The organism is Janthinobacterium lividum (assembly GCF_034424625.1).
In the GTDB taxonomy this organism is placed as follows: Bacteria; Pseudomonadota; Gammaproteobacteria; order Burkholderiales; family Burkholderiaceae_D; genus Janthinobacterium; species Janthinobacterium lividum.
Window position 1 is genome coordinate 2,669,682 of sequence record NZ_CP139976.1, and the last position, 17,060, is coordinate 2,686,741.

General features: G+C 63.9%; 16 protein-coding genes. 7 read left to right on the forward strand and 9 right to left on the reverse strand.

Annotation, left to right across the window (positions count from 1 at the left end; translation table 11 throughout):
* Positions 1-80: 80 nt before the first annotated feature.
* Positions 81-260: a hypothetical protein gene (locus tag U0004_RS12195; protein WP_034786014.1), complete on the reverse strand. Its 180-nt coding sequence runs from the start codon at positions 258-260 to the stop codon at positions 81-83.
* 164 nt (positions 261-424) lie between these two features.
* Between U0004_RS12195 and U0004_RS12200 the strand changes: the two genes are divergently transcribed.
* Positions 425-1,147: a hypothetical protein gene (locus U0004_RS12200; protein ID WP_070258988.1), complete on the forward strand. Its 723-nt coding sequence runs from the start codon at positions 425-427 to the stop codon at positions 1,145-1,147.
* A 640-nt stretch (positions 1,148-1,787) separates the two neighbouring features.
* On the opposite strand, the gene U0004_RS12205 is transcribed toward U0004_RS12200, so the two are convergent.
* Together U0004_RS12205 and U0004_RS12210 are read right to left on the reverse strand one after the other, a co-directional pair.
* Positions 1,788-2,162 (reverse strand): DUF1294 domain-containing protein, encoded by a 375-nt coding sequence (locus tag U0004_RS12205; RefSeq protein WP_070258986.1) that lies wholly within the window; start codon positions 2,160-2,162, stop codon positions 1,788-1,790.
* Positions 2,163-2,221: 59 nt separating this feature from the next.
* A complete protein-coding gene (locus U0004_RS12210) occupies positions 2,222-2,788 on the reverse strand; it encodes a methylated-DNA--[protein]-cysteine S-methyltransferase (RefSeq protein WP_071653300.1) in 567 nt (188 codons plus the stop codon).
* Between the two features lie 106 nt (positions 2,789-2,894).
* Between U0004_RS12210 and U0004_RS12215 the strand changes: the two genes are divergently transcribed.
* Complete coding sequence (locus tag U0004_RS12215; RefSeq protein ID WP_070258984.1) at positions 2,895-3,656, forward strand: nucleotidyltransferase domain-containing protein; 762 nt, start codon at positions 2,895-2,897, stop codon at positions 3,654-3,656.
* A 15-nt stretch (positions 3,657-3,671) separates the two neighbouring features.
* Here the strand turns inward: U0004_RS12215 and U0004_RS12220 are convergent, their stop codons facing one another.
* Complete coding sequence (locus tag U0004_RS12220) at positions 3,672-5,906, reverse strand: TonB-dependent siderophore receptor (RefSeq protein ID WP_167468651.1); 2,235 nt, start codon at positions 5,904-5,906, stop codon at positions 3,672-3,674.
* A 336-nt stretch (positions 5,907-6,242) separates the two neighbouring features.
* Here U0004_RS12220 and U0004_RS12225 point away from each other — a divergent pair, with 336 nt between their 5' ends.
* Positions 6,243-7,109 (forward strand): hypothetical protein, encoded by an 867-nt coding sequence (locus tag U0004_RS12225; RefSeq protein WP_139144249.1) that lies wholly within the window; start codon positions 6,243-6,245, stop codon positions 7,107-7,109.
* A 3-nt stretch (positions 7,110-7,112) separates the two neighbouring features.
* Here U0004_RS12225 and U0004_RS12230 read toward each other — a convergent pair whose 3' ends face one another.
* The 4 genes from U0004_RS12230 to U0004_RS12245 all read right to left on the reverse strand — a co-directional run bounded on the left by U0004_RS12230 (position 7,113) and on the right by U0004_RS12245 (position 10,994).
* Entirely contained in the window at positions 7,113-7,511 is a 399-nt protein-coding gene (locus tag U0004_RS12230) for a bacteriohemerythrin (protein ID WP_034786005.1), read from the reverse strand.
* 298 nt (positions 7,512-7,809) lie between these two features.
* On the reverse strand, positions 7,810-7,965 hold the full coding sequence (locus U0004_RS12235; protein WP_161789600.1) for a hypothetical protein: 156 nt from the start codon (positions 7,963-7,965) through the stop codon (positions 7,810-7,812).
* A 162-nt stretch (positions 7,966-8,127) separates the two neighbouring features.
* The gene (locus U0004_RS12240) at positions 8,128-8,313 is read right to left on the reverse strand and encodes a hypothetical protein (RefSeq protein WP_099387374.1); all 186 of its coding nucleotides are present in this window, start codon (positions 8,311-8,313) and stop codon (positions 8,128-8,130) included.
* Between the two features lie 137 nt (positions 8,314-8,450).
* The gene (locus U0004_RS12245) at positions 8,451-10,994 is read right to left on the reverse strand and encodes a PepSY domain-containing protein (protein ID WP_081345841.1); all 2,544 of its coding nucleotides are present in this window, start codon (positions 10,992-10,994) and stop codon (positions 8,451-8,453) included.
* A 196-nt stretch (positions 10,995-11,190) separates the two neighbouring features.
* Between U0004_RS12245 and U0004_RS12250 the strand changes: the two genes are divergently transcribed.
* The 3 genes from U0004_RS12250 to U0004_RS12260 all read left to right on the forward strand — a co-directional run bounded on the left by U0004_RS12250 (position 11,191) and on the right by U0004_RS12260 (position 14,567).
* A complete protein-coding gene (locus U0004_RS12250) occupies positions 11,191-12,291 on the forward strand; it encodes a branched-chain amino acid aminotransferase (RefSeq protein WP_070258979.1) in 1,101 nt (366 codons plus the stop codon).
* Between the two features lie 70 nt (positions 12,292-12,361).
* Positions 12,362-13,078: a ribonuclease T2 family protein gene (locus U0004_RS12255; protein ID WP_217495267.1), complete on the forward strand. Its 717-nt coding sequence runs from the start codon at positions 12,362-12,364 to the stop codon at positions 13,076-13,078.
* A 73-nt stretch (positions 13,079-13,151) separates the two neighbouring features.
* A complete protein-coding gene (locus tag U0004_RS12260) occupies positions 13,152-14,567 on the forward strand; it encodes an MFS transporter (protein WP_070258977.1) in 1,416 nt (471 codons plus the stop codon).
* A 10-nt stretch (positions 14,568-14,577) separates the two neighbouring features.
* Here U0004_RS12260 and U0004_RS12265 read toward each other — a convergent pair whose 3' ends face one another.
* Positions 14,578-16,212, reverse strand: a complete 1,635-nt coding sequence (locus U0004_RS12265; protein ID WP_070258975.1) for an acyl-CoA synthetase — start codon at positions 16,210-16,212, stop codon at positions 14,578-14,580.
* A gap of 112 nt (positions 16,213-16,324) precedes the next feature.
* On the opposite strand from U0004_RS12265, the gene U0004_RS12270 reads away from it, so the two are divergent.
* Positions 16,325-17,026 (forward strand): Crp/Fnr family transcriptional regulator, encoded by a 702-nt coding sequence (locus U0004_RS12270; RefSeq protein ID WP_070258973.1) that lies wholly within the window; start codon positions 16,325-16,327, stop codon positions 17,024-17,026.
* Positions 17,027-17,060: the final 34 nt, after the last annotated feature.

The following is a 17,060-nucleotide window of genomic DNA, read 5'->3' on the forward strand; positions in this document are numbered from 1 at the left end:
ATGTACGCGCGGGTGGGGCGGCCAGATTCAGTTTCGGCAAAAAAAAGCCACCGCAAGGGTGGCTGATGGGGGGGATGCCTTCAGGAGGGCGTCTTGCCGGCCGGTTTTGGGGTGGCAATGGCGATCGGGTCGCTGGCCGGAAAGCTTTCCTTCAGCGCTTCATCGAGCGCTTCCTCCGCATGGCTTTCATTGGCCGGCGTGGGCGAATCGCGCTCCGGTGGCGGGGCGGGTGCGGTGGCGGCGTTGGTGCTCGAATGCATGATGATCCCCTTGTGGTGGTGCGCCAGTCGGCCGGGGGGCCGTGGCGCGTGCTGATGCTTCCAGCCTAGCACATCGCGCAAAAAAGGCGCGCCCGCTGCGCCTGCCGACAGGGATGATGGCGGCGTCTGCTACACTGCGCTCCACTTTTATCGACGGAACCGCCATGACCTCCCTTTCCTTGCCGTACCGCGCCACCGCCTTTGATGCCTGTGCCTGGCTGGCTGAACAGACGGGCACGCCTTGGAACCTGGCGCGTTTGCTGGAGCAGGGCGGCTTGCCGTACGTCTGGCTCGATTACAGCGAAGCATGGGCCGAGCTGTTCCATGACGGCGTGACGCGCTATGCGGCGCCTGTCGTGTTCATCGGCGACAAGGAGCACCTGGCCTCGGGCGCCGATGACGTGTGGCTGCGCTTTACGCGCGACTCGGGCAACATCGCCATCGAGCTGAAGGCGCCGGGACTGCGCGTGCCGGTCGATGGCTTGCACTTCCAGGAGCGCGATCTGTTGCGTTTGCTCAAGGAACTCCAGCACCCACAGCCGGACCCGGCCGAAGCTGACAAAGCGGCGCCGGTGGTCTTGCCCAGCGCCTTGAAGGGCCTGGGACGCGAGCAGATTTTGATTGCCTTTGCCGGCGTGGGCAAGATCGACCTGGACAAGGGGTTGGCCAGCGGCGTGGGCATCTTTGGCGACGATGGCGCGCGCGTGCGCAAGAATTCGCGCGGCGGCAAGAACAGCCACCTGTGGCATCCGGTGACGTTGGCGTTCGGCTTGCACGATGTGCACCGCGTGCCGATGGCGCACCTGAAGAAGGCCTTCGCCACGCAACCATTGCTGCGCGAATGGAAGGCGGACTGGCTGGAATCGCTGCGCTTGCTGGGCGAGTAATAATATTGAATCAAACCCGCCACGCCTCGTGATGCGCGGTAGCCACGGCGGCGTCTTGTGCGGCGGCATCAGCCTTTCGATACTTTATTTACTCTCCTCGATTCTGCCACCGCATTGCGTATAGCACGCTCTGTAATCTGCCTCGCATTGCCACGTTCCAGCCGCGTTGGAGGAACAATATTGCCGTTTCTTCGAGCACAGTTCCCGGTCAGCATCTGTTTTCGCAACTGCCAGGCAAATGGAGACGGTACTGACATTCCTCATCTCACAAGCCTGTACCTGGGCCGCCGCAACTTGCTCTTTGCCTGCGATGCATATTTGTTGATTGGTCCCGCAGCTCGTCACGCATTGACGGCCCGCGTCGGAGTCCGGGGGAATAAAGCGATAGCTGGTGCAGCCGGCCAGACTGATGGCGAAACAAATCGCCACAGCAAGGCGTGACAAGAAGGAATTGTGGAATTGCAAGGTAGGCATGCTTGAAAAGGGCTTTCCCGTGTAGATGAATGGGGTTGAATATCGTATATGTTGATATTCTGACAGGCGATCTTTTCATGAACAATGCGCTGCAATAACTGTTACATCTTAGCGGGTGGAACTGCTTCTCGACAACGGTGTTCTACGAGCGAGAAGCCGGGCAGTTTTACAGTTCGATCGGCGCCACCTCGGTGCCGATATCGGGCGCCGCGTAATGCATGCTGAAATACACGAAAGCGCCGATGTTGATGGCGACCGTGATCCAGAACGCGATGCGGAATGAACGCTTGCTGGACTTGTGGCGCAGCCATTGCTGCGCCAGTACGGCACCCGGCCAGCCGCAAAGCAGTCCCAGCAGCAACAGGGTGCGTTCCGGCGTGCGCCAGCGTCCCTGTTTTGCGGCGGACTTGTCGATCGCATAGGCAACGAAACAGCTCAGGCTCAGCACGCCATACACGAGGGCGACCAGGGCGGGAATGTGGAAAAAGAAAGTGGCCAGCAAATACAGAACAACAAAGAACAGGATGACAAGGTAGGGCATATGATGTGTTTGCTTGAGCGGGGTGCGTGAGTATCCCACAAGGGGAGCGATGCTGCAGCTTAAAACAAACAGCCTTGCGCCGTATCGATGGGCACGGCGCGGCGGCGGGCGTGGCCCGTTTTCAGCGCTTCGCGGTCGCTGGACAGGGCGATGCCTTCCAGGGCCAGCAAGGTTTCCTTGGCATGCAGGCCGCCCGCAAAACCCGTCAACTCGCCCGTGGCGCCGATGACGCGGTGGCAGGGGGCGATGATGGAAATGGGATTCTTGCCGTTGGCGGCGCCCACGGCGCGCACGGCGGCGGGACGGCCGATCTGGCGCGCGATCTCGCCATAGCTGCGCGTCTGGCCGTACGGTATCGTCAGCAGCGCACGCCACACTTCCTGCTGGAAAGGCGTGCCGGCAAAATCGAGCGGCACGTCGAATTGCTGGCGCGTGCCGGCGAAATATTCCGCCAGCTGGCGCGCCGTTTCCTGCAGCACGGGGCAACTGTCATCGACGCGCATCGCGCCCAGACGCACGCGGTTGGGCTTGTCGTTTTCCCACAGGATGGCGGTCAGGGCCGCGCCGCGCGCCACCAGGGTCAGCTCGCCCACGGGCGAGGGCACCACGATGCAGTCGTATTCCATGTTTGTTCCTTGATCAGATGGCGCCAGTTTAGCAGGATGGCGGCAGCGTGCATGTCGTCTGCACGATCGCGTGTAGGATAACCTTTTTCGGCCCGGAGAATGTGCTTTGACGACGATCCCTACCTATGACGATATCCGCGCGATTGCCGCGCGGCTGGTGCGGCAGCAATATCCCACGGCCGTGGCGGCCATCATCGGCGGCTCGTTCGCCACGGGCCGGCAGACGCCCAGTTCCGATATCGACTTGCTGCTGCTGTTCGACCACCTCGACTGCGCCTGGCGCTCGACCATCGTGGCCGAAGGGCGCACGGTGGAACTGTTCGCGCATGACGTGGCCACGTTCACGTATTTTTGCAAGGAAATCGATGCGCCGGGCGGTACGGTGCCGCTGGCGAGGATGGTGCTGGAAGGCGAGAACATCGCCGCGCCCGGACCGCAGCACGCGCAGCTGCTGGCGCTGGCGCAAGCCATCGCCGCCGCCGGGCCGCCCGTGCTCGATGTGGACAATTTGCAGCGGCGCCGCTACGCCATCACCACCTCGCTGGAAGACCTGGTCGACAGCCGTCACCCGGGCGAGGCGCTGACCGTTGCCTGCCAGCTGTATCCGGCGCTGGCCGACCTGCACTTGCGCGCGGCGGGCCAGTGGAGCGGCGAGGGCAAGCACCTGTTTCGCCGCCTGCTGGCGTTCGACGCCTATATCGCCGGGCAACTCGATGGCGCGCTGCGCCTGGTGGCGGCCGACTTGCCGGCCGGCCAGCATGCGTTCGGGCAGGTTGCCGCCGCCGTGCTGGCGCCGGTCGGCGGCCCCTTGCTCGATGGCTTTACCTTGCCGGCGCCCGCGCACTGGCGCAGCGCGCCGGCAGGTTGAAGCACTGCAGCCCGCTTAAAACGCCGTGCGCACGGCCAGGCTGATGTTGCGCGGTTCGCCCCAGAATACGCCGTCGAAGAAGCCCACGTTGCGGTAGTACTTTTTATCGAGCAAGTTATTCACGTTCAGCTGCACGCTGGCATGCTTGCTGAGCGTATAGCTGGCCATGGCGTTGACCAGTGCATAGCCGGCCTGCGGGATATCCGTGATCGTGCCCGATGGCGGGCGGCCGTACCACGATTCACTGTAGGTGGCGCTTTGCGCCGTCATGCTGGCGCCCGCTTTCAGGCCAGCCAGGCTGCCGTCGAAGCGGTAGCTGGTGGCCAGGCGCAGCAAATGGCGCGGCTGCGTGGTGGCGGCGCGTCGGCCATCGGCCTCGGCCGCGTGCAGGTAGGTATAGCCGCCGCTCGCTTCCCAGGCGGGCGTGATCTGGCCTGAGACGTCGAATTCCACGCCCTTGGCCGTCACGCCGGCGCCATTGGCCACCATGGCCTGGCCGCCGTCGGGCAGCAAGAAGCCGGGCGGCACCGTGCGGTCGAGTTCCGCCAGGTTCTTTTTCTTCGTGTGGAACAGGGCGGCCGATGCATTCAGCTTGCCTTCATAGAATTCGCCCTTGATGCCCAGTTCCGCATTGTCGCCCGTTTCCGGCGCCAGGAACTGGTTGTTGCGGTCCTTGCTCGATTGCGGGTTGAACAGCTGCGTGAAGCTGGCGTAGGCCGAAAATTGCTTGTTGATGTCGAACACGGCGCCCACATACGGCGTGACTTCATTGCGCGTTTCCACGAAGTCGCTGTTGTCCGTGTGCACGCCTCGCGTATCGTAGTTGCGCGTATCCGTGCGGTACGTGCTGCTGCGCGCGCCGATGATCAGGTGCAGCGGGTCGGCCAGGCTCAAACGCGTGGCCACATAGCCGCCCGCCAGGCGCGTCACGGTTTCCGTGTGCGAGCCGTCCGGGTGGAACACGGGACGGGGAATGTTGCCCGTCCAGCTGCGGTAATCGGGGATGAAGTCCGGGTAATTGATTTCCGCTTCGCCGCCCAGCGAGCGCGAGCGCTGGTTGCCGCCGTTCCAGCCGACGATGGCCGTGTGCTTGCGTCCCAGCAAGGTGAAGGGACCGCTGGCGTACACGTCGAAATTGTCGCTGTTCTTCTTGCCTGCGCCCCAGGCGCCCGTCCACAGGCGCATGCCTTCACCGGTAGCCGGGTCGGGATGGCCCGCGCCCGCATAGGCGACGGTGGTGCGGTTCGTGCTTTCCGTGCGCGCATAGCCCAGGTGCACATTCCAGTTGCCGGGCAGGCGCTGGTCCAGCGATGTGAACAGCGTGTGCTGCTTGTTGGCCCAGGTGCTCCATGGCGTCGTGAAACTGGTGTTGCGCGGCAAATTGGCCAGGCTGCCATCTGCGTTCCAGTACGGCACGGCGCCCCAGGTGGCGCCCGTGGGCTTGTTGTCCTGGAAATCGACACCGGCCGTCAGCAGGGTGCCGGGGCGCACGTCCGCCTCGACGATGACCATGCCGACCGTCTTGCGCTCGTGATACATGTCCAGGTAGGAATCGCGTTTTTGCCAGGCCAGGGCTGTGCGCGCGCGCACGCTGCCCTCCGCGTTCAGCGGCGTGGAGAGGTCGGCCTCGACGCGCTGGTCATCCCAGCGGCCCATGATCAGGCCGGCGCTGGCCTGGAATTCCTTCGTCGGCCGCTTGCGTACCATGTTGATGGTGGCCGACGGGTCGCCCGTGCCGCCCATCAGGCCGGTGGCGCCGCGCACGACCTCGATGCGGTCGTACAGGATCGTGTCTTGCAATGGCGCATTGCCGCCGCGCGCCATGCCGTCGATCTGGATATTGTCGATGCCGAAGCCGCGCGCATAAAAGGTCGTGCGCTCCGTATCGTTCTGGCCCACCTGGATGCCCGTCGTCTGTGCCAGCGCCTGGTCCAGGCGCACGGCGCCCAGGTCGTCAAGCAGCTGGCGCGTGATGACGCTGACCGATTGCGGCGTTTCGCGCAAGGACAGGTCCATGCGCGTGGCGCTGCGCGCTTCGCCCGCCGTGTACGACTGCGTGCCTTCCGTGGTAGCCGTCGACTGGCCCAGCACGGTGACGGCTGGCATGGTGACGTCGGCCGCAGCGGCGTCGGCAGCCTGTGCCGGCAGGACCACGCCGGCGGCAAGGCTCAGCAGGGCGATGTGCAGCAGGCGGGGGAGGGGGCGCAAGGCGGGCTGGTGCGAAGAAGAAAATACGGTAGTCGATTGCATCATTTTCCTGGAATATTGTAGTCGTGTGTTTTCCTATCTCGTCTGGCGAGGTGCGCAGTAGCTGGGGGATGGCGTGATGCTGGCCCGTGGTCTGGCTTGGATAGCAGTTCCACCGCAAGGCCCGGCGCGGTCGGGCAGTGGAAAAGAAGGGCGCGCGATTCCCGTCACTTTCGTGAATAAGAATCATTATCAATATAGGCGATATTTGCCAAATAATCAAGCGTGCGCACCAAAAGAGTGCAGACAGGAGTGTAGGCAGACCCGGGGCGGCGCATCGGCGGGCCTTCTGCGATAATGCAGGCGCTGATAAAATATTTTCCTCATTGAAAGAAATGCATGCGTACATGGATCGCTTGTGCCGGATGGTTGTGTGTCGTGTCGCTGGGCCAGGCCCAGGAACACGCGCCGCCGGCTGTTCCCGCGCCGCTGCAGAGCGCCAGCGTGCCCGCCGCCGTATCGCCACCCCTTGCGCCTGCCACGCCTGTCATACCCGCCGCGGCACCGGTATCGGCACCGGCGCCAGCGGCGAGCGCAGACGAAGCCTTGCCACCGCAAATGGTGACGATCACGGCCAGCAGCGACGCCAAGGCGCCGCGCATCCGTTTCACGGCTTACCGCGAAAGTTATCTGACGGCCAGGAAAGTGTGGCAAGTGTCGAGCGGCAGCGTGGTCATGGCCCTGCGCCTGATTCCTGCCAAGCTGAGCGCCACCATCGACGACGTGCGTGTGGCCTTGCAAGGCAATGGCGCGCCTGTGCCGATCAAGGTCTCCAGCGGCGGGGTGTTTGTCGTGCCGCTCAACGATGACATCGCCGCGCAGGACGGCACTTTCCTGGTGAACAAGGGCAGGGGGGAGCTGACGGCGAATATCGTCCTCCAGCCGTCTGTGGCGCGCGATGCCTGGAACGTCACGCGCGTGGGGCAAGTCTTGCAGGACGCCAGGCGCGCCGTGCGGGCCATCACGCCATGGTACAAGCGGCCGTTCGCCAGCGATGTGCAATCGCTGGCGTTTTGCGCGGCCGAGCGGGGCAGCGCCTTGCAGTTGATGGATGGCGAGCAACTGATCGCCACCTTGCCCATGAACGAGTCGGCTGTGAACGACATCAACCAACCCGTGTATTGCAAGATTTTCGACGGCGAAGACAAATACCCGGGACACTACCGCGTCGTCATGCCCGAGCAAGCGACGGTGCTGCTGCTGTAGAGGTCAGTTTGGCTGGCGCTGCACCATTTCCAGCGCCGCCGCCAGGGCCAGGTCCATCGTAGCCTGGTGGAAGATCAGCCATTGCGGCAACAGCGACAGCGCATGGCGGCCCTGTTCCAGGTCGCCTTCATCGACGGCGGCCCAGGCATGGTGCAAGCCGCTGAGCACGCGCGCATGCTGTTCGCGGTGGTTGGCCAGCGAAGGAAAGGCGATCTGCTCCATCAAATCCTCTTCCTCGCGGAAGTCGCGTTCGACGGCCGCGATCAGTTCGCGAAACGCCACGCTGAAATGCTGGTCGCCCAACTGCTGCAGCCGCGCCAGCTCCTGAAACAGCGCCTCATGCGCCTCGTCGATGACGGGAACCCCCAGCGCCATCTCATCCTTCCAATGCGATTTACCCATGCCGATGCTCCAGGTTAAGTCCGTCACGGTGCGAAGCGGACTGTTCCAGTTTGGGCGCAGCAAAGGTGGAAATCCATGATCTGGATCAAAAGTACGGCGAAGAGGGGGAGCAAATCAAGGCAAAAATAAATGGGAGGAGAGAACAAATCCCCACCCGCAAAACAAAGCGGTTTTAACGATGCAATCCACTACCGAGCGCCGCTGAAAAACGCCGCTGGCAAGGCGCCGCGCCGAAGGCAGTACGAATGTACGACGAGGCACGGCAACGCAGTCAGCGACGTTTTCTCAGCCGCGCGTCTTATTGTTTAGGCCAGTGGGCCCACATGCCTTGCGCATCGACATTCGGCACCTGCAATTGCTGCCCGGCGGACGTTTGCATCGTATCCCTCAGCACGAGGGGCACGAGCATCAAGGCCGACAGGGCAAGGCAGGCCAGCACTTTGAGCGTCAACATGGTCGTCTCCTGATGAGCCGGTGGCGGCGCGGGGTTGCGGCGCCTGCCGGTCACTTCAATCGCGTACGCATATCTTTATTCCATGCTTGCAGTTTAGCCCACCTGGTCGTAACTTCAACTTATTGCTGTGATGCACTGCACCAGTTCGTCTGCTGCCAGGGGCTATTTCGCCTTGCGCCCGCGCCGTGGCTTGCCTGCCGGGGGCAGGAAGGAATCGAACCACACTTGCGTCAATTGCCGCGTATTTTTCGCCGCTTCGCGCTTGACGGCGGCCGTGGCATGGCCGCGCGCCGTGTTGGCGATGCGGTTGGCGGCGCTCAGGTACATGCTCATCCAGGGGTTTTTCATGGTTAGCCTCGCAGACTGTGGGTGGGGCGGCGCGGATATGTCTCCATGCCGCCATGCCGCTACTGTAGTCCGATGGCAGGCGCTGACTGTGCGCCTGCCCACATAGCCGGGCGGCGCCGGGGGCGGGCTGATGTAGATCAATACACGTCGCGACGGTAGCGTCCGGCCGCCAGCAGGGCATCGAGTCCCTCCTGGCCCAGTACTTCTTGCAGTACAGCATCGATTCCTGTCGCCATGCCTTGCAGGCTGCCGCACACGTAGACGATGGCCCCTTGCGCCAGCCAGTCGCGCAGTTCGCCGGCGCTGGCGCGCAGACGGTCCTGCACGTATTGCCGTGTTTCACCATCGCGCGAAAAGACACGGTCCAGGCGCGCCAGGTGGCCAGCGTCCAGCCAGCCTTGCAACTCTGCGCCGCAGATACTGTCAAAAGCTTGCTGGCGCTCGCCGAACAGCAGCCAGTTGCGGGCCAGTCCCGCCCGCTGGCGCGCGCGCAAATGCGCACGCAAGCCGGCCAGGCCGGAACCGTTGCCGATGTAAATGCAGGGCACGTCGACCAGGGCGGGCGCGAAGGCGGGATTGGCTTGCAGGCGCAGGCGGATGGGGGTGTCCAGCGGGGCGAAGCGCGTGAGCCAGCCGGAACAGACGCCATAGCCCTGGTTGTCATCGCCCGCATGGCGCTCTTGACGCACGAGCAATTGCAGTTCGCCATCGGATGGCAGCGAAGCGAGCGAATAGCTGCGCGGCGCGTGATGGGCACTGCCTGCCTCGCCATCGCTGCCGTCCGCATTGCATGGGATGATTTCCGCCAGCGCGCCCGCTTCCCAGATGGCATCGGCGGGGCCCGTCAAGGTGATTTCATGCAGTTCGCTGCCCAGGCTGCCCGGGTTGAGCAGCACGCGGCGCGCCAGGCGCCACTCGGCATATGATGCTTCTTCCTGCATGCCGATGGCATCGATGGCGCTGCCGCTGCAGCGGGCCAGCGCTGTGGACCAGCTGGCCAGGGCGGCGGGGTCGTGCTTGTCCACTTCGATCAGCGGGAACAGGGGCGTGGCGCCCAGCGCCTGCAATTGTTGCGCCAGCGCATGGCCGAAGCCGCAGAAGGCGCTGTAATGGCGGTCGCCCAGGGCCAGCATGCCGAATTCCAGGCCCGCCAGCGGCGTGCCGGAGGTGGCTTGTAGCAGGCGCACGAAGCGGCGCGTGCCATCCGGCGCCTCTCCTTCGCCAAAGGTGCTGGCGACGATCAGGGCCCGTTCGTACTGGCGCAATTGCGCGGGATCAAACTGGTCCAGCGATTGCACGTCGACGGCCACGCCCGCCTGCTGCAGGGCGCGCGCGCTTTCCAGGGCCAGGCGCTCGGCCTGGCCCGACTGGCTGGCGTAGGCCACGAGGGTGGGCAATCCCGTGTTCGCCTGGTCCGCCGCACCGGCGCCCAGCATGGCGCGCTGCGCCCGCACGGCCTGTTTTGCCTTGCGGCGGCCCAGGTACAGCATCCAGCCCGTGATGGCGAACAGGGGCAGGCCCAGGCTGGCCAAGGTGACGATGATGCGGCCCGGCAAGCCAAAATACGTGCCCATGTGCAGCGGATAAATGATGTTGACGAGGCGCGAACCCAGGGCCTGCTGGCTGTACGGTTCGTTTTCCGTCACCGTGCCGTCGGCCGGCAGGATGCTCATGCGGCTGCGCGCCCGCTCATGCGGCGCATCGCTGGCCAGCCACGTGAATTGCACCGCTTCGCCGGCGCGTGTCGGCAGGCGCACGCTGGCCAGGGTCCAGCCGGGGGCGTGCTGCTGGAAGCTGCTCCAGGCCGGGCCGATGTCGACGGCCGGTATTTCCTTCTTCTCCTTGGACTGGCCTTTCTTGCCGGGCGCCTGCGCCTGTGCCATCCTTGGCGGCTTGCCGGCCCAGGCGTCGATATTGTCGCGCACCACGTCGTAGCTCCAGTAAATGCCCGTCAGGGTCAGCGCCACGTAGACGACCAGGCACCAGGTGCCGGCCACGGCGTGCAGGTTCCACAGGAAGGAGCGGCCTTTCAGGGCAGGGTCGAAGGTCAGCCAGGTGCGCCAGTCCAGCGGACGGCGAGGCCAGCGCAGATACAGGCCCGATAATGCCAGGCCCAGCAGGCACAGGGCCAGCGCGCCCGCTACTTGCCGGCCCGGATCGCGGGGCAGCAGCAGCCAGCGGTGCAGCGATTCCGTCCACTCGAAAAAGCCCGCCCCCGTCAGTGCCGGCCGGGTCGCTCCCGTGTACGGGTGGACATAAATGGATTCGCCGCGCCGCTGGCCATTCTTCGGCGCGAAGAACAGGCGTGGCGCCGCGCCCGCCTCCGCATACATGGTGATCGAGGCGACGCGCTGGCCGTGTTCGGCAGCGGCAATGGTGCCCAGCTGGCCAGGCGTCAGCGGCGCGCGCGTTTCCACTGCCACATGGCGCACGCCGGGATTTATGACATCGAGCAATTCATCCTTGAAGGCCAGGGTTGCGCCGCTCAGGCCTATGATCACCAGCACCGTGCCGGCCGTGATGCCGATAAACCAGTGCAATTGAAACCACACCTGCTTCCAGCTCCAGTGCCAGCGCCGCGGTTGCGGGGCGGCGGCAGGCTGGCGCTGCTGTTGGCGGGTCTCCGGCGCCTCGTCGGCGCTGGCGCGCAGCTGGGGTTGTGGCAGGGAGGAGGTGGTCATGGCGGCTTTCGATGGCGCCGCCATGCAGGGTGTCAGACATGGCGGGGAAGAAGGAAGGCTGACATATTAACGCAAACGAGAATCATTCGCAAATGATGGCACCCTGTTTTCGCGTGGCGGGGGCCATCCTCGTTTGCCTGATTGGGCGCTATAGGCGCTACAATAGGGATACTGTTCACTAGTTCCCATTGCTGCCATGACCACTTCCACACCGAATCTCGTCGTCACCCCATCCGCCCACCCCTTGTCCGACGCCGAGCGCGCCGCGCGCATGGTCAATCCCGCCTTCGGCCGCATCTTCACCGACCACATGGTGGTGATTCCTTACCGCGACGGCAAGTGGCAGCAGGGCGAACTGAAAGCCTACGGCCCTTTGACGCTGGACCCGTCCGCGTCGTCCCTGCATTACGGCCAGGCCATCTTCGAAGGCTATAAAGCGTTTGCCCAGCCGGACGGCAGCATCAAGACCTTCCGTCCGGAACAGAATGCCGAGCGCTTCAACCGCAGCGCCGCGCGCCTGGCCATGCCGGCTATCCCTGTCGAACTGTTCCTGGAAGCGGGCGACGCGCTCATTTCGCAAGACCGCAACTGGGTGCCGAAGAATACGGGCGAGAGCCTGTACATGCGTCCGCTGATGATCGCCACCGACCCGTACCTGGGCGTGCGTCCATCGGAAGAATACCTGTTCGTGCTGTTCGCCTCGCCAGCCGGCGCCTACTTCCCGAAAGGCGTGAAACCCGTCACCGTGTGGATCAGCGAAGACTTCGTGCGCGCCGCGCCGGGCGGCACCGGTGAAGCCAAATGCGCGGGCAACTACGCGGCCAGCCTGATGGCCCAGTCGCAAGCGCAAGAGAAGGGCTGCGACCAGGTTGTGTGGCTGGACGCCGTGCACCGCGAATTCATCGAAGAAATGGGCGGCATGAACCTCTTCTTCGTGTATAAGGATGGCGAGAAAGTCACCGTCGTGACGCCGGAGCTGACGGGCACCTTGCTGCCAGGCATCACCCGCCGCAGCCTGCTGGAAATGGCGAAAGACCTCGGCTATGTGACGGAAGAGCGTAAATTGTCCGTCCAGCAATGGCGCGACGACATCGCCTCGGGCCGCATGACCGAAGTGTTCGCCTGCGGTACGGCCGCCGTCATCACGCCCGTGGGCGTGGCCAAGGCCAATGGCTTTGAAATGACCATCAACAACAATGAAAATGGCGCCGTTACCCTGGCCCTGCGCGAAGCCCTGCTGGGCTTGCAGCATGGCACGGCGGCTGATACGCACGGCTGGATGCATAAAGTTTGCTAAGTTGATGGTGTAATTTCCATACCGCGCCGGCACTCAGTTGCCGGCGTTTTTATATCTTGAAGGAAGCTCGATGAAAATCCGCTCTGTCTTGCCCGCGCTGGCCGCCGTGTTCCTCAGCCTGTCTGCCGGCGCCGTCCACGCGGCCGACGCCACGTGCGCCATTCCCCGCAACGTCAGCTACTACGATTACGACGTCAAGCCGTCGGACGAGAAAAACACGTGCTACAAGCAAAGCACGAACGTGCCCACCGATTACTTCATGCTGGCGCTGTCGTGGTCGCCAGGCTTTTGCGACAGCCAGCGCCGCCGTGGCGCAGTGTCGAAAAAGGCTGCCTTCCAGTGCGCCGAGAGCAACCAGTTCGGCTGGATCGTACATGGCTTGTGGGCGCAGTCGGCCAATCCGGCCACCTGCGACGACATTTCCGTGACGCCGCCGCGCAAGACGGAACTGCACCCGCGCTATTGCAAGGGCAATCTGCCGAAGCTGGCGCCGTCCGACATCCTGCCCTACATGTGCATGCAGCCGGGCGAAGCCTTGCTGCAGGGTGAATGGGAAAAGCATGGTGCCTGCGATTTCGATACGGCCAAGGAATATTTCGAAAAGGAACGCGAACTGTTCCAGGCCTTGAAGTTGCCGGATTCCACCATGCCAAAGAACGAGCTGTTCCAGTGGATGAAGCAGCATAACCCGCAACTGAAGGGCCGTTGGCTCGGCTATGAAAAGCACTCGGGCGAGTTGCGCATCTGCTATTCGAAAGACTTCAAGGTCATCGACTGCCAGAAGTAAGCTGGCCTCTCCTGCAGGTTTCTTACATACATGTTAGTGTATTGTCCGGATCAGCAAGATGAACAGGTAGTGTATGCAGCAGTCTAGGCGGCAGCAAACGCAAGCCGTGATGGTGGGCGAGGACGGCTTGCCGCCCGGCGCCCGTGTATGGGCCATGCTGGCGCTGGCCATCGGTGTGGGCATGGCCTCGCTCGATACGGCGATTGCCAACACGGCCTTGCCGGCCATCGCCGGCGAGCTGCACACGACGCCGGCCGCCTCCGTCTGGATCGTCAACGTGTACCAGCTGGCCATGGTGGCGACCTTGCTGCCGTTTTCCGCCCTCGGCGAAATCGCCGGCTACCGGCGCGTATTCATCTCCGGCATGTTTTTATTTACCCTCGCTTCGCTCGCTTGCGCACTGGCCTGGTCCTTGCCCTCGCTGGTGGTGGCGCGCCTGTTCCAGGGCGTCGGCGCCAGCGCCATGATGAGTGTCAACACGGCGCTGCTGCGCGCCCTGTATCCGAAACACTTGCTGGGACGCGCGTTTGGCAACAATGCGCTGGTGGTGGCTGTCGCGTTTGCCATCGGCCCCACGGCCGCGTCGCTGATCCTGGCGACGGCATCGTGGCCGTGGCTGTTCGCCATCAATGTACCCTTGGGCGTGGCCGGCTTCTTCCTCGCCAGCCGCATGCTGCCGGCGACCAAACTGTCCGGTCACACGCTCGATGCGCGCACGGCGCTGTACAACGTGGGCGCTTTCGGCTTGCTGATCCTGTTGTTTGGCGATGCCGCCCATCACGCGGCCCTGTCGACCTTGCTGCCGGAACTGGTGGCGGTAGTGATCTTCTTTATTTTGCTGCTGCGCCGCCAGGCGGGGCACGCAGCTCCGATGCTGCCGATCGACCTGTTTCGCCGTCCATTATTCCTGCTGTCGTCGCTGACGGCCATCTGCACGTTTGCCGCGCAGGGCCTGGCCTTCGTCTCGCTGCCGTTTTATTTTGAAGTAACCCTGGGCCGTTCACCCGTTGAGACGGGCTTCCTGATGACGCCGTGGGCCGTGCTGGTGGCCGTGATGGCGCCTGTCGCCGGGCGCCTCAGCGACCGCTATTCGCCGGGCGTGCTGGGCGGCATCGGCCTGGCGGCGCTGGCGGGCGGCTTGCTGACCCTGGTGTGGATACCGGCCCACCCCAGCGTGTTCGATATCGGCTGGCGCATGGCCTTGTGCGGCATCGGTTTCGGTTTCTTCCAGGCGCCCAATCTGAAAGCCATCATGGGCAGTGCGCCGCCCGAGCGGGCTGGCGGCGCCAGCGGCGTGGTGGCCACGTCGCGCCTGATCGGGCAAGCGACGGGCGCGGCGCTCGTCGCGTATTGCTTCACGGTTTCCGCCACGCGTGGCACGACGTATGCGCTGTGCCTGGCGGCAGGCTTCGCCGCCGTGGCCAGCATCGCCAGCTTCTCGCGCCTGGTGGTGGCGCAGCCGGCGTGGTTGCAAGGCAAGCGCGACTGACAGGTACAAATCAGACGTCGATGGCCTTGTCCGACTGCATGCGTTTGCGCAGTTCGAACTTCTGGATCTTGCCCGTCGACGTGCGGGGCAGGGGGCCGAAATAAATGGCTTTCGGCACCTTGAAACCGGCCAGGTTGTTCTTGCAAAAGGCGATCAATTCCGCTTCCGTCACCGTGCCGCCTTCGCGCAGCTCGACGAAGGCGCATGGCGTCTCGCCCCATTTCTCGTCGGGCTGGGCAATGACGGCGGCGGCCAGCACTTGCGGATGGTGGTACAGCGCGTCTTCCACTTCCACGCTGGAAATGTTTTCTCCGCCGGAAATGATGATGTCCTTGCTGCGGTCCTTCAGCTTGATATAGCCGTCCGGATACATGACGCCGAGGTCACCCGTGTGGAACCAGCCGCCGGCGAACGCTTCCTGCGTCGCTTTTTCATTTTTCAGATAGCCCTTCATGCAGATATTGCCGCGGAACATGATCTCGCCGATCTGTTCGCCGTCGGCCGCCACCGGCTGCATGGTCTCCGGGTCCAGCACGGCCACGGCGCTTTGCAGGTGGTAGCGCACGCCCTGGCGCGATTTGAGTACGGCGCGTTCTTCCTGCGACAGGGCCGCCCACCCATCCTGCTCGGCGCAGATGGCGGCCGGGCCGTACACTTCCGTCAAGCCATACGAGTGGATCAAGTCAAAACCCATGGCTTCGATCTTTGCCACCATGGCGGCCGGCGGCGGTGCGCCAGCCACCATGCCGCGCACGGTCCAGTCGATTCCGTCGCGCCAGTTGGCGGGCGCATTGGCCAGCGCTGCATGCACGATGGGCGCGGCGCAATAGTGGGTGATGCGCAATTCGCGCATCAGGTCGAACACGAGTTTCGGTTCGAACTTGCGCAGGCACACGTTGACGCCGGCCCGCGCGGCCACGGTCCACGGGAAGCACCAGCCATTGCAGTGGAACATCGGTAATGTCCATAAGTACACGGCATGCTTGGGCATGTCCCACTCTAATATGTTCGACAGGGCGTTCAGGGCCGCGCCGCGGTGGTGGTAGACGACGCCTTTCGGGTCGCCCGTGGTGCCGGATGTGTAGTTGAGGGCGATGGCGTCCCACTCGTCGGCGGGCGGCTGCCAGTCGTAGTCGGGGTCGCCGCTGGCCAGCAAGCTTTCATAGTCGAGCTCGGCAAATGCTTCCACTTCCGGTCCCAGCACATCGTTGACCTGGATCACGCGCAAGCCGGGAATCTGCGCCGCCATCTGGCGCGCCAGTTCGGCAAATTCCGTGTCGGCCAGCAAGACCTTGGCTTGGCCATGGCGCAGCATGAAGGTCAGGGAGGCCAGGTCGAGGCGGATATTCAGGGCGTTGAGGACGGCGCCGGCCATCGGGACGCCAAAGCTCGCTTCCACCATGGCGGGCGTGTTCGGCAGCATCACGGCCACCGTGTCGCCAGTGCCCACGCCCAGCTTGATGAGGCCGGAGGCGAGGCGGCGCGTGCGCGTATAGGTTTCGCCCCATGTCTGGCGCACGGCGCCATGTGCAATTGCCAGGCGATTGCCATATACTGCGGCTGCCCTGGCGATATAGTCGAGCGGGGTGAGGGCGGCGTAGTTGGCGCTGTTTTTGCCGAGGCCGGTGTTGAAATCAGCTGTCATGCTTGTCTCCTGGTAAAAGAATCTTGTAGCTCCCTGTTTCGGGATTGATACCGGTTAGCATAGCACCGGCGTTGGAAAATCACTGTCATCTTAGTGACAACTGAAGGATGGAATGGATAGCAACGATAGTGTAGACCGTGCCGTGCCCGAACTCGATAGCCACGACTGGTTCACGGCCCTCGATGCCAGGCATCAGGCCCTGTTGCGCGCTGGCAGCGTGATCCGGCATTTCGAGGCGGGCGCCTTCATCACGCGGCGAGGCGAACCGTCGGCGCACTGGATCGGCGTGCACACGGGCTTGATCAAGCTGGCCGTCTACAACGCCGATGGGCGCGGCGCCACGTTTTCCGGCGTGCCGGCCGGTGGCTGGTGCGGCGAGGGCAGCGTGCTCAAGCGCGAACTGCGCCGCTACGACGTGGTGGCCGTGCGCGCATCGCGCATCATTCTCGTGCCGGTGGACCTGTTTCACCTGCTGCTGGCCGAGAGCCTCTCCTTCAATGCCTTCGTCATCCGTCAGTTGAACGAGCGCATGGGCCAGTTCATCGCCACCATCCAGAACCAGCGCCTGCTGGCCGTCGACGCGCAAGTGGCGCAAGCCATCGCGCAGCTGTTCCATCCCATGTTATGTCCTCGTACCTCCAGCGTGCTTGAGCTGTCGCAGGAAGAAATCGGCTTGCTGACCGGCATTTCGCGCCAGCGGGTGAACCAGGCGCTGGGCCATCTGGCCGAACTCAAGCTCATCAACATCGCCTACCAATCCATCCGCGTCGTCGACCTGGACGGCTTGCGCCGTTATGGCGTGGCGTCGCTGTGATGACAGACCGGGCGCGCGATGTGTGGCATGCTGG

What these genes read in the sequence shown, in the direction of transcription:
- U0004_RS12195 (WP_034786014.1), bottom strand. Translation starts at nt 260, where the DNA reads ATGCATTCGAGCACCAACGCCGCCACCGCACCCGCCCCGCCACCGGAG.
- U0004_RS12200 (WP_070258988.1), top strand. Translation starts at nt 425, where the DNA reads ATGACCTCCCTTTCCTTGCCGTACCGCGCCACCGCCTTTGATGCCTGT.
- U0004_RS12205 (WP_070258986.1), bottom strand. Translation starts at nt 2,162, where the DNA reads ATGCCCTACCTTGTCATCCTGTTCTTTGTTGTTCTGTATTTGCTGGCC.
- U0004_RS12210 (WP_071653300.1), bottom strand. Translation starts at nt 2,788, where the DNA reads ATGGAATACGACTGCATCGTGGTGCCCTCGCCCGTGGGCGAGCTGACC.
- U0004_RS12220 (WP_167468651.1), bottom strand. Translation starts at nt 5,906, where the DNA reads ATGCAATCGACTACCGTATTTTCTTCTTCGCACCAGCCCGCCTTGCGC.
- U0004_RS12225 (WP_139144249.1), top strand. Translation starts at nt 6,243, where the DNA reads ATGCGTACATGGATCGCTTGTGCCGGATGGTTGTGTGTCGTGTCGCTG.
- U0004_RS12230 (WP_034786005.1), bottom strand. Translation starts at nt 7,511, where the DNA reads ATGGGTAAATCGCATTGGAAGGATGAGATGGCGCTGGGGGTTCCCGTC.
- U0004_RS12235 (WP_161789600.1), bottom strand. Translation starts at nt 7,965, where the DNA reads ATGTTGACGCTCAAAGTGCTGGCCTGCCTTGCCCTGTCGGCCTTGATG.
- U0004_RS12240 (WP_099387374.1), bottom strand. Translation starts at nt 8,313, where the DNA reads ATGAAAAACCCCTGGATGAGCATGTACCTGAGCGCCGCCAACCGCATC.
- U0004_RS12245 (WP_081345841.1), bottom strand. Translation starts at nt 10,994, where the DNA reads ATGACCACCTCCTCCCTGCCACAACCCCAGCTGCGCGCCAGCGCCGAC.
- U0004_RS12250 (WP_070258979.1), top strand. Translation starts at nt 11,191, where the DNA reads ATGACCACTTCCACACCGAATCTCGTCGTCACCCCATCCGCCCACCCC.
- U0004_RS12255 (WP_217495267.1), top strand. Translation starts at nt 12,362, where the DNA reads ATGAAAATCCGCTCTGTCTTGCCCGCGCTGGCCGCCGTGTTCCTCAGC.
- U0004_RS12260 (WP_070258977.1), top strand. Translation starts at nt 13,152, where the DNA reads ATGCAGCAGTCTAGGCGGCAGCAAACGCAAGCCGTGATGGTGGGCGAG.
- U0004_RS12265 (WP_070258975.1), bottom strand. Translation starts at nt 16,212, where the DNA reads ATGACAGCTGATTTCAACACCGGCCTCGGCAAAAACAGCGCCAACTAC.
- U0004_RS12270 (WP_070258973.1), top strand. Translation starts at nt 16,325, where the DNA reads ATGGATAGCAACGATAGTGTAGACCGTGCCGTGCCCGAACTCGATAGC.